General features: G+C 48.2%; 10 protein-coding genes. 7 read left to right on the top strand and 3 right to left on the bottom strand.

Going from position 1 to position 11,548, the window contains the following annotated elements:
* Nucleotides 1-88: 88 nt before the first annotated feature.
* The 3 genes from MTR11_RS14765 to MTR11_RS14755 form a co-directional block, all read right to left on the bottom strand.
* A complete protein-coding gene (locus MTR11_RS14765) occupies nucleotides 89-1,696 on the bottom strand; it encodes a carboxyl transferase domain-containing protein (protein WP_243327936.1) in 1,608 nt (535 codons plus the stop codon).
* Between the two features lie 113 nt (nucleotides 1,697-1,809).
* Nucleotides 1,810-2,979, bottom strand: a complete 1,170-nt coding sequence (locus MTR11_RS14760; RefSeq protein WP_005392567.1) for an isovaleryl-CoA dehydrogenase — start codon at nucleotides 2,977-2,979, stop codon at nucleotides 1,810-1,812.
* 45 nt (nucleotides 2,980-3,024) lie between these two features.
* The gene (locus MTR11_RS14755) at nucleotides 3,025-3,411 is read right to left on the bottom strand and encodes a MerR family transcriptional regulator (RefSeq protein WP_005373242.1); all 387 of its coding nucleotides are present in this window, start codon (nucleotides 3,409-3,411) and stop codon (nucleotides 3,025-3,027) included.
* A 209-nt stretch (nucleotides 3,412-3,620) separates the two neighbouring features.
* Here MTR11_RS14755 and MTR11_RS14750 point away from each other — a divergent pair, with 209 nt between their 5' ends.
* The 7 genes from MTR11_RS14750 to MTR11_RS14720 all read left to right on the top strand — a co-directional run bounded on the left by MTR11_RS14750 (nucleotide 3,621) and on the right by MTR11_RS14720 (nucleotide 11,259).
* Nucleotides 3,621-4,799 (top strand): thiolase family protein, encoded by a 1,179-nt coding sequence (locus MTR11_RS14750; RefSeq protein ID WP_243327935.1) that lies wholly within the window; start codon nucleotides 3,621-3,623, stop codon nucleotides 4,797-4,799.
* 70 nt (nucleotides 4,800-4,869) lie between these two features.
* On the top strand, nucleotides 4,870-6,363 hold the full coding sequence (locus tag MTR11_RS14745; RefSeq protein WP_029798081.1) for a CoA-acylating methylmalonate-semialdehyde dehydrogenase: 1,494 nt from the start codon (nucleotides 4,870-4,872) through the stop codon (nucleotides 6,361-6,363).
* A gap of 90 nt (nucleotides 6,364-6,453) precedes the next feature.
* Nucleotides 6,454-7,608 (top strand): acyl-CoA dehydrogenase family protein, encoded by a 1,155-nt coding sequence (locus MTR11_RS14740; RefSeq protein ID WP_074190554.1) that lies wholly within the window; start codon nucleotides 6,454-6,456, stop codon nucleotides 7,606-7,608.
* Between the two features lie 49 nt (nucleotides 7,609-7,657).
* Nucleotides 7,658-8,434: an enoyl-CoA hydratase gene (locus tag MTR11_RS14735; RefSeq protein ID WP_243327934.1), complete on the top strand. Its 777-nt coding sequence runs from the start codon at nucleotides 7,658-7,660 to the stop codon at nucleotides 8,432-8,434.
* Between the two features lie 10 nt (nucleotides 8,435-8,444).
* Nucleotides 8,445-9,575: an enoyl-CoA hydratase/isomerase family protein gene (locus MTR11_RS14730; protein WP_243327933.1), complete on the top strand. Its 1,131-nt coding sequence runs from the start codon at nucleotides 8,445-8,447 to the stop codon at nucleotides 9,573-9,575.
* Nucleotides 9,576-9,594: 19 nt separating this feature from the next.
* Entirely contained in the window at nucleotides 9,595-10,491 is an 897-nt protein-coding gene (gene mmsB, locus MTR11_RS14725) for a 3-hydroxyisobutyrate dehydrogenase (RefSeq protein ID WP_237309456.1), read from the top strand.
* A gap of 9 nt (nucleotides 10,492-10,500) precedes the next feature.
* Complete coding sequence (locus tag MTR11_RS14720) at nucleotides 10,501-11,259, top strand: SDR family oxidoreductase (RefSeq protein WP_005392559.1); 759 nt, start codon at nucleotides 10,501-10,503, stop codon at nucleotides 11,257-11,259.
* The last annotated feature ends 289 nt before the right edge of the window (nucleotides 11,260-11,548 follow it).

Genomic DNA, 11,548 nt, shown 5'->3' with positions numbered 1-11,548 from the left:
TCCTTTGTCTGATATTCCAATACTCGCTAATCAGCACTTTATTCATCATTGATGGATAGCGAGGAGTTAGGCTTTGCTTTGTATCCGACTACATACGGAAGATGCCAAATTTGCTGTCTGGTATCGGCGCATTAAGCGCAGCAGACAGAGCAATGCCGACAACATCACGGGTTTTCGCAGGGTCAATAATGCCGTCGTCCCACAAACGAGCACTGGCGTAATACGCATGGCTTTGAGTTTGGTACTGCTGCGCGATAGGACGCTTAAACGCTTCTTCTTCTTCAGTGCTCCAGTTTTCACCTTTGCGCGTTTTTATATCGCGGGTCACTTGAGCCATTACGCCTGCTGCTTGCTCACCACCCATTACGGAAATACGTGCGTTTGGCCACATCCACATCATGGTTGGATCATAAGCGCGACCACACATGCCGTAGTTGCCTGCGCCATACGAACCACCAATAACCACGGTAAACTTTGGTACGTCTGCACACGCCACCGCGGTCACCATTTTCGCGCCATGTTTGGCGATGCCTTCGGCTTCGTACTTCTGACCGACCATAAAGCCAGTGATGTTTTGCAAGAAAAGCATAGGAATTTTGCGTTGTGCGCACAGCTCAATAAAATGCGCGCCTTTCTGCGCCGACTCAGAGAATAGAATCCCGTTGTTGGCGACGATACCAATCGGCATACCGTGAATATGGGCAAAGCCACAGACTAAAGTTTCACCAAATAGCGCTTTAAATTCATCGAACTGCGAATCATCAACAATTCGGGCAATGACTTCTTTTACATCAAACGGCTTTTTAAGATCGGTTCCGACGATGCCGTACAGCTCACGCGCAGGAAAGCGTGGTTCCTGTGGCGTTTTTTGCTTGAGTTGGACGGGTTTCAAGTGGTTGATTTGAGAAACGGCCTGTCTTGCCAACTCTAACGCGTGGTGATCATTTTCTGCGTAATAGTCCGCCACACCAGAGGTACGGCAGTGAACGTCTGCGCCACCAAGATCTTCCGCGCTGACTTCTTCACCTGTCGCTGCTTTTACAAGAGGTGGACCTGCCAAGAAAATCGTGCCTTGTTCTTTGACTATGATGGAAACATCACACATCGCAGGAACATAAGCGCCGCCAGCGGTACATAGTCCCATGACCACCGCAATTTGTGGAATGCCTTTGGCCGACATACGGGCTTGGTTGTAGAAAATACGGCCAAAATGGTCTTTATCTGGGAATACCTCATCTTGGCGGGGTAGGTTAGCGCCGCCAGAGTCGACTAAGTAAACACACGGCAGTTGGCATTTTTCTGCAATTTCCTGTGCGCGTAAGTGTTTTTTCACCGTAAGTGGGTAGTAACTGCCGCCTTTTACCGTCACGTCGTTGGCGACGATCATGCACTCGGTGCCGTCAATCACACCAACACCCGCTACTACGCCCGCGCATGGAACGTAATCTGGATACACATCCCAGCCAGCAAACTGACCGATTTCTAAAAAAGATGAACCGGGGTCGAGTAGGGCAAGAATACGCTCACGAACCGGAAGTTTGCCTTTCTTCTGCTGATGCTCTCTTGCTTTCTCGCCGCCACCATCTTCGATTTGCGCGGTCACGGTATAGAGTTGATCCACAAGAGACGCCATAGAGCGGTAGTTTTCCTGATACTGCTCTGAATGGGTATTAATATTGGTCGTCAAACAAGCCATAAATAGCCGATCTCCATTCGGTAGACGGGTGGTACCACCCGTCTTTATTGAGGTTGAATAAGATTTGGGTTGATTAACAAAATGTTTTTTAGTCAGAACGCCTGGGCTGATTATTAGGCGCTTTCGTTAAACAATTCGCGACCGATAAGCATGCGGCGAATTTCTGAAGTGCCGGCTCCGATTTCATACAGCTTGGCATCACGAAGTAAACGACCGGTATCAAACTCATTGATATAGCCGTTACCACCGAGTAGCTGAATGGCATCTAATGCCATTTTGGTTGCCAGTTCTGCGCTGTAGAGGATCGCACCAGCAGAATCTTTACGTGTGGTTTCACCGCGATCACAAGCAGCAGCAACGGCGTAAACATACGCTTTAGCGGCGTTCATTTGCGTGTACATATCAGCGATTTTTGCTTGAACTAGCTGGAATTCACCGATGGATTTGCCAAACTGTTTGCGGTCGTGAATGTAAGGCACAACGATATCCATACACGCCTGCATGATGCCAAGTGGACCACCGGCAAGTACCACACGTTCGTAGTCCAAACCGCTCATCAATACTTTCACGCCTTGGTTTTCTTCACCGAGAATGTTTTCAGCAGGGACTTCGCAGTTTTGGAATACCAATTCACAAGTGTTCGAACCGCGCATACCGAGTTTGTCGAGCTTTTGCGCTTGAGTGAATCCCGGGTATCCACGTTCTACGATAAAGGCCGTGATGCCTTTAGAATGCTGGCTTGGATCGGTTTTGGCGTAGACAACATAGGTGTGTGCATCCGGGCCGTTAGTGATCCACATTTTGTTGCCATTTAGCAGGAATATATCGCCTTTACGTTCCGCTTTAAGTTGCATAGAGACTACATCAGAACCTGCTCCGGGCTCACTCATTGCTAGTGCACCAATATGTTCGCCAGAGATGAGCTTAGGTAGGTATTTCTCTTTTTGCGCTTGTGTGCCGTTGCGGTGGATTTGGTTGACACAAAGATTGGAGTGAGCACCGTAACTTAACGCAACCGAAGCGGATGCTCGACTGATTTCTTCCATAGCGATAACGTGGGCGAGATAACCCATGCCTGCTCCACCAAACTCTTCGCTGGTGGTCACACCTAAAAGACCCATGTCACCCAGTTTGGACCAAAGATGGTTTGGAAAGTCGTTAGATTGGTCGATAGATTGCGCTAGCGGCGCAATTTCTCTTGCAGCAAAACTATTGATTTGCTCGCGAAGCAAATCGGTATTTTCGTCATAAACAAAGTTCAGGGAAGAGTAGGTAGATTTCATTGCGTGTCCTTGCCTTTACGTCACCTACATCCCAGAGTTGAGGTGTTAGGTGACTTTTTCGCCTTTCATGGATCTCAGTGTGTTTTGGCATCGCAACTGCGCAGCATTTAACTCCATCATTACCGCTTGAATGTCGTTTGCTTGCTGTTGCAATGCTGCCTTCTTCTCTTCGATCAACCGAATCATATAGTTCAACTGCTCAGTACTTTGATCGGTATCGTAGAGTTCAAATAACTCTTTGATATCTGCAAGAGAAAAGCCCAATCGCTTACCTCGCAAAATCAGTTTTAGTCGAATTCGATCGCGACCATTGTAGATTCGTGTGTTGCCTTTACGTTCCGGAGTTAGGAGACCTAAATCTTCGTAGAAGCGAATACTTCGGGTAGTAATGTCGAACTCTTTCGCGAGCTCGCTGATCTTAAATGTGTTCATTCCTTAACCTTACGACTTTCGTATAACATTCATACGAATATACAATTCGTTAACGTTAAAGTAAACAAACAACATCCACTCTTGAGCCTTGATATCACTCGCATTTACTCGAAATAAAATAATCACTCGAACAAACAACAACCTCAAACTTGACGTTAACGTAAATGTTAGTATAGTTATGACGTAAACGTCAACAAAAGGTTAATGGAATGAAAAATGAAACATGGATTGTTGCCGCTAAGCGAACGCCTATCGGCTCTTTTCAAGGTGCATTAGCTTCAACAGATGTCACGGAACTCGGTGCGAAAGCCATCCAAGGGGCACTAGCCGAAAGCCAACTAGATGTGCAAAAAATAGACGAAGTGTTGATGGGATGCGTTTTACCCGCTGGCGTGGGACAAGCGCCAGCAAGACAAGCAAGTCTTAAAGCAGAAATGCCACAATCGATTGGTTGTACGACACTGAACAAAGTCTGTGGCTCGGGTATGAAAACCGTCATGCTGGCACATGATCTTATTCAATCTGGTAACGCGCACGCGGTTATCGCTGGCGGTATGGAAAACATGTCCTCTTCTCCTTATCTACTTAAGAAAGCGCGTGATGGTTTCCGCTTAGGCCATGAGCAAGTGCTTGATCATATGTTTTATGACGGTTTGCAGGATGCCTACCAATGCGAATTGATGGGTGTCTTTGCCGAACAAACCGCGCAAAAGTATCAGTTCAGCCGTGAAAGTATGGATATCTGGGCGCAGCAGTCATTGACTCGCGCGCAGCAAGCGATTGAGCAAGGTTTGTTCAAAGAAGAGATCGTGCCTGTTAACGTAAAAAGTCGACGCGACGAAACCTTGGTGGTAGACGATGAGCAACCGAGCAAACTCGACGTCACTAAAATTCCCACCTTACGACCTGCGTTTGCCAAAGATGGCGGCGTAACGGCAGCCAACTCAAGTTCTATTTCTGATGGTGCATCGGCAATGGTATTGGTTGATAGTGAATTTGGCCGTCAGGAAAACGTTCAACCTCTAGCCAAAATTGTCGCGTACAGCACGCATGCAAGACAGCCTGATGAGTTCACCATCGCACCCGTATTTGCGATTGAAACGCTGCTGGAAAAAACGGGCTGGGACAAATCAGACGTGGACCTTTGGGAAATCAATGAAGCCTTTGCCGTTGTCGCTCAATACGCGGTGAAAGCACTCGAATTGGACGAGAGCAAAGTGAACCCTCGCGGCGGCGCTTGTGCGTTGGGGCATCCAATTGGTGCGAGTGGTAACCGAATCCTCGTGACTTTGATTCACGCTCTTAAACAAACAGGCGGTAAACGTGGCGTTGCATCGCTTTGTATTGGTGGCGGCGAGGCTACCGCCATCGCGATTGAAATCTGCTAATTCATTCTCAACAAAGTTTCACTTACATAACAGTAGTCAGTAACAAGCTGAAAAATACAAGGATGTCATCATGACAGAACAAGTAAAGCAGTATATCGGTGGTGAATTTGCCATCTCCGACTCAAAACAATGGCTAGATGTAACTAACCCGGCAACCAACGAAGTGATTGCGCAAGTGCCTTGTGCCACGGAATCAGAAATGAATGCGGCGATTGCTAGCGCAACGGAAACGTTCAAGCGTTGGAAAGAAGTCGCTGCGCCGGAGCGTGCAAGATTGATGCTGCGCTACCAACACTTGCTAAAAGAGCAACACGATGAGTTGGCGATACTGCTTTCAAGTGAGACAGGCAAAACTCTTGCGGATGCAAAGGGTGACATTTGGCGTGGGATTGAAGTCGTAGAACAAGCGGCGAACATTTGTAGCTCAATGATGGGCGAAACGGTGGAAAACGTCGCGACCAATATTGATGGTTACTCTTACATTCAACCGCTTGGTGTTTGTGCTGGTATCACACCCTTTAACTTCCCAGCGATGATTCCATTGTGGATGTTCCCAATGGCGATCGCTTGCGGCAACACCTTTATTTTGAAGCCGTCGGAACAAGTTCCGCTGACTGCAATGAAATTGGCGGAGCTGTTTGAACAGGCAGGCGCACCAAAAGGCGTGTTACAAATTGTCCACGGCACCAAAGAGCAAGTCGACCGTATTCTGACTGATCCAGTCGTTCGTGCGATCTCTTTTGTCGGCTCAGTGCCAGTTGGTGAGTACATCTACAAAACGGGTACGGACAACCTAAAGCGCGTGCAGTCATTTGCGGGTGCGAAGAACCACATGGTCATCATGCCAGATGCAAACAAGCAGCAAGTCATCAATAACCTAGTTGGCGCGTCAGTCGGTGCCGCAGGCCAACGCTGTATGGCGATTTCGGTGGCAGTATTTGTCGGCGAAACCAAAGAGTGGATTCCAGAGCTTAAAGAGGCGTTAGCTCAAGTTCAGCCAGGGGCGTGGGACGATGAAACCGCAGGTTATGGCCCACTGATTAGCCCGCAAGCGAAGCAGCGCGTGGTGAATCTGATTAATGAAGGTAAAGCGTCTGGCGCGAACTGTGTTCTGGATGGGACAGATTGCCAAGTACCTGGCTTCCCGAACGGTAACTGGGTGGGGCCAACACTGTTTACCAACGTGACCACAGACATGTCGATTTATCAGGAAGAAATTTTCGGGCCTGTACTGTTAACTATGGAAGTGGATGACCTAGATGAAGCGATTGAACTGATCAATGCAAACCGCTTTGGTAATGGTACGTCTATTTTCACGGCGAACGGCGCTGCCGCGAGAAAGTATCAACACAATATCGAAGTAGGTAACGTAGGCATCAACGTGCCGATTCCGGTGCCATTGCCGTTCTTCTCATTTACGGGGTGGAAAGGCAGCTTCTACGGCGACCTGCATGCTTACGGTAAACAAGCGGTTCGCTTCTACACCGAGACGAAAACTGTCACTGCGCGTTGGTTTGAAGATGACATTCCAAGCGGTCCAAACATGACCATTCAATTGAGCTAGTCACAGAAGTAGCGATACCTCTAGCCAAGCCTTTCAAACCTTTAGATGGCTTGGCTTCAAGTGCAACGAATTAGACCTTAGGACTTCAAGATGGATTTTGAATTAAACGAAGATCAACTCGCGTTTGCCGAAGTAGCAAAGCAGTTTGCAGACCAAATGTTAGCGCCGCACGCGGCCGAGTGGGATGAAAACCATCACTTCCCTAAAGATGTACTGCGTCAAGCAGGTGAACTTGGCTTTTTGAGCATCTATACGCCGCCAGAGCATGGTGGTTTGGGATTGTCTCGTTTGGATGCGGCGATCATTTTCGAGCAGTTGGCTATGGGTTGTACCGCGACGACGGCGTTCATGACCATTCACAACATGGCGACGTGGATGATCACCAGCTTTGCCAAAGCGGAAGTGGCGCAGCAATTTAGCGCGGATTTAATTTCGGGTGAAAAGCTCGCTTCCTACTGTTTAACCGAGCCCAATGCAGGCTCTGACGCCGCTTCACTGACGACCAGTGCAGTGCGTGACGGCGATGAGTTTGTCCTCAATGGCGCAAAAGTGTTTATCTCTGGCGCAGGTGATACAGATGTTCTCGTCGTGATGGCGCGTTCGTGCGGCGAAGGTGCGGGAGGCGTTTCTGCGTTCGTCGTTCCTGCTGATTGCGAAGGCATTAGCTACGGTAAGAAAGAAGCCAAAATGGGTTGGAACTGCCAACCAACGCGCATGATCACCTTCGAAAATGTCCGCATTCCGGCTGACTATCTGTTGGGTGAAGAGGGCGAAGGCTTTAAGTTCGCCATGCTTGGTCTGGATGGCGGCCGAATCAACATCGCTACTTGTTCAGTTGGCACTGCGCAACAAGCACTGAATGAAGCCAAACAATACATGACTGAACGCAAACAGTTCGGACGTTCACTGGCGCAATTCCAAGCGTTGCAATTCAAGTTGGCCGATATGGCGACAGAGCTGGTTGCTGCACGTCAAATGGTGCGACTCGCCGCCGCAAAACTGGACGCGAAACACGCAGAAAAAAGCGCCTACTGCGCAATGGCGAAACGCTTTGCAACGGATGTGGGTTTTAAGGTGTGTGATCAGGCGCTGCAAATCCATGGCGGCTATGGCTACATCAAAGAATATCCAGTCGAGCGTCATTTTAGAGACGTTCGTGTTCACCAAATCCTTGAAGGCACCAACGAAATCATGCGTCTGATCGTCGCAAGACGATTACTAACGGAAGGCGTTGAACTGCTTTAGTCAGCGAGACATAGCCTTACCTAAAGGAATAACAAAGGACTGAAAGATTATGACGGCACAAATCAAACTAGAGCGCGAAGCGCATATCGCCAAACTCACGATTAGTAATCCGCCAGCGAACACTTGGACGCTTGAATCCCTAAATCAGCTCAAAGAGTTGGCGATTGAACTCAGTAATGATCGCTCTATTTATGCGTTGGTACTGACGGGCGAAGGTGAGAAATTCTTTTCTGCTGGAGCGGATCTCAACAACTTTGCATCCGGCGATAAATCGCAAGCAGCAGATATGGCGTTCGCTTTTGGTGAAGCCTTTGAAGCGTTGTCTGCGTTCGATGGCGTTTCTATCGCAGCGGTTAATGGCTATGCGATGGGTGGTGGTCTGGAAGTGGCGATGGCGTGTGACATTCGCATCGCAGAAGAACAAGTACAAATGGCACTTCCTGAAGCATCGGTCGGCTTGTTGCCTTGCGCGGGCGGAACGCAAAACCTGACCGCGTTGGTAGGTGAAGGTTGGGCGAAGCGCATGATTCTGTGTGGCGAACGAGTGACGGCCGAGAGAGCGGAAAAAATTGGTTTAGTCGAAGAAGTGGTGGCGAAAGGCCAAGCACTAGAAGCGGCGATAGTACTTGCACAGCGTGTTGCTGGCCAATCGCCGAAATCCGTGTCTGCGTGCAAAACGCTCATTCAAGGTCGACGTAGCCAAACTCATGCGGTTGGATTGGTTTTGGAGCGTGAACTGTTTTTACAGCTGTTCAATACACAAGATCAGACTGAGGGTGTAAACGCCTTCTTGCAAAAGCGTAAGCCACAATGGACAAACAGCTAGCGGAGGCCAAATGACAGGTACAGTAAATGTTTCAAAACTTGAGTGCGCTGATGGTTCTGTTATTGGTGTGCTGGAACTTGATAATCCAGCTGCTCTCAACGCGTTGAGTTACGTGATGATTGAGCAGTTGTACAAACAGCTTAATGAATGGCAAACGGATGACAGCATCGTCGCGGTATTCTTGCATGCTCAAGGTGAAAAAGCGTTTTGTGCTGGTGGTGACATTCAAGCGATTTACCGTGCACTTGAAAACAAAGAGAAAGACTTTGATTCTGCGTTTTCAGCGATGGAAACCTTCTTTGACCTCGAATATCGCTGTGATCATCTTATTCACACTTATCCAAAACCGATCATCGCGTGGGGGCATGGTTATCTGATGGGCGGCGGTGTGGGCTTATTTATGGGCGCAAGTCATCGCGTAGCAGAAACCACCACACGCTTTGCGATGCCAGAGATTAAAATCGGCCTTTACCCAGACGTAGGCGCGACGTACTTCCTAAATCAGTTGCCAAAACACTTGGCACTTTTTCTGAGTTTGACGGCTTGCCAAATCAACGCGACAGACATGAAAGCGTTGGGATTAAGCCAATGGATTGCAAAGCCAGGAAGCAAACAAGCACTGTTGGATCTGCTCGCATCGGTAAGTTGGAAAGGTGAAGTGAACATCAACGAAAAAATCGCCACTACGCTACGTTCGGTACAAGTGGACGAGCCAAGCGAAGGGATGTTGATGCCATATGCGGGATTGATTGAGCAGCTTTGTTCGGGTGATTTAGATTCGATTGTTTACGCAATCAGCAGCGCTGACGTTGACGATAAGTGGTTCGTCAATGCGCAAAAGGCACTGAACTATGGCAGTCCGTTGTCGCTCAGTATCACTTATCAGCAGTTAACGCAGTATCAAAACCTCTCTTTGAAAGCGTGTTTTGATATGGAATTTAACCTAACACTACGTTGTGGCTTAGAAGGTGATTTTAGAGAAGGGGTTCGTGCGCTGATTATTGATAAAACCAATCAACCGACTTGGCAACATCGCACGGTTTCTGACGTAACGCCACAAGTTTTGGAGCGCTTCTTCTCGCCAATTGACTCAGCAGAATACCCACTGACCGCATCGTCGGTTGCTATAGCGGCACTTTAGTACAAGGAAGAAATACGATATGGACAAAATTGCATTTATTGGCCTTGGCAACATGGGCGCGCCTATGGCTAAGAACCTACTCACAGCGGGCTTGAACGTCGAAGTGTTTGATTTGAATCCAAACGCTGTGGCAGAACTTACCGCACTTGGTGCGTCGAGTGCAGATTCGGTAAAACAAGCCGTTCAAGGTGCGAGCGTGGTGGTCACCATGCTACCTGCTAGCCAACACGTTCAAAGTGTTTATCTTGGTCAAGACGGGATCTTAGATAGCGTAGATTCTGGAACGCTGCTAATCGACTCTTCCACCATCGATCCAGCGACCGCTCGTTTGGTTGGCGAAAAGGCGCTGCAGCTTGGCATCAGCTTTGTTGATGCACCGGTATCTGGTGGCGTTGCGGGCGCAGCGGCAGGTACGTTGACTTTCATTGTTGGCGGCTCACAAGAGAACTTTGTTCAAGCCAAGGTGGTGCTTAGCCGCATGGGCAAAAACATTTTCCATGCAGGTGATGCCGGAGCCGGTCAGGTGGCGAAGATCTGCAATAACATGATGTTGGGCATTTTGATGAGCGGCACTTGTGAAGCACTCAATTTAGGCATGGAAAACGGACTCGATCCCAAAGTGCTGTCTGACATCATGCTGCAAAGTTCAGGCCGTAACTGGGCGCTAGAGCTTTACAACCCGTGCCCAGGTGTGATGGAAAACACGCCTGCAAGCAATGGTTATCAGGGCGGCTTTATGAGTCAGTTAATGGCGAAAGATCTCGGTCTTGCGATGGAAGCGGCGGTTGCCAGTCAAACATCAACGCCAATGGGCAGCTTGGCTCGTAACCTGTTTAATTTTCACAACGGTCAGGGCAACGGACAAAAAGATTTTTCAAGCTTGTTTGAGTTCTACCAAAAGCAAAATCAGGCCTAAGGAGTGCTTATGGATCTAGCAAATAAGGTTATTGCGATCACGGGGGCCGGGCAGGGGCTTGGTAAACAAATGGCGCTGTCGCTAGCGGAAAGCGGTGTTCACCTTGCGCTTATCGACCTCAATTCAGACCAACTGGCTGAAACGAAAGCGGAGTGTGAATCTTTCGGCGTCACCACTCGTTTTTATGTAGCGAACGTGACGGAAGAACAAGAAGTGTGCGCTGCTTTTACGCAAATTGAAGCGGATTTCAAACAGCTCAATGGCGTGATCAATAACGCAGGCATTATGCGCGATGGCATGTTCATCAAAGTTAAAGATGGTCAGGTTAACGCGATGTCGCTGGAACAATTTCAGTCTGTTATGGATGTGAATGTGACAGGTACTTTTCTGTGTGGCCGCGAAGCGAGCAAGGTAATGCTGAACACCGATAGCAAAGGCGTTCTGATCAACATATCTAGCGTCGCGCGTGCGGGGAATATTGGTCAAACTAACTACTCTGCATCCAAAGCGGCGGTAGCCACCATGGCGACGGTGTGGGCGAAAGAGTTAGGGCGTTTCGGAATTCGCTCAGTAGCGATTGCTCCGGGTGTCATCAAGACTGCCATGACGGACCAAATAAAACCTGAAGCGATGGAGCGTTTAGTTAAAATGATTCCTGTCGGACGCTTAGGTCTTGCTGATGAAATTTCTTCGACCATCAAATACGTGTTAACCAATGAGTTCGTGACTGGAAGAGTATTCGAAGTCGATGGCGGAATGCGAATGTAGCCCCTCCTCATATTAAAAAGGGGAGCGAGCTTGATTGTCCGCTTCCTTCCTCCTTTCTTATATTGTTTCTATCGATAATTTTTAATGGATGTTTTAGCAACGGCTGCTGTACCGATTACATTTACAACTCTTTTGTATTTTTGGTATGAATAAGTGCTCTCGTGTTAATTTTTATGTAAATACATTAATTCACAATTAAGACAATTGTTTGTCTCATTGATGAGATTTTGCTTCTTGGGGTATGAAAAACACTCTTATTGATTATATTGTGACCGAAAACCATTTCGAC

The sequence above is a fragment of the Vibrio sp. CCB-PB317 genome, assembly GCF_022808245.1.
Taxonomy (GTDB): Bacteria; Pseudomonadota; Gammaproteobacteria; order Enterobacterales; family Vibrionaceae; genus Vibrio; species Vibrio diabolicus.
Note: the sequence above shows the minus strand (reverse complement) of the source record. Positions and strands in the feature narration are given on the sequence as shown.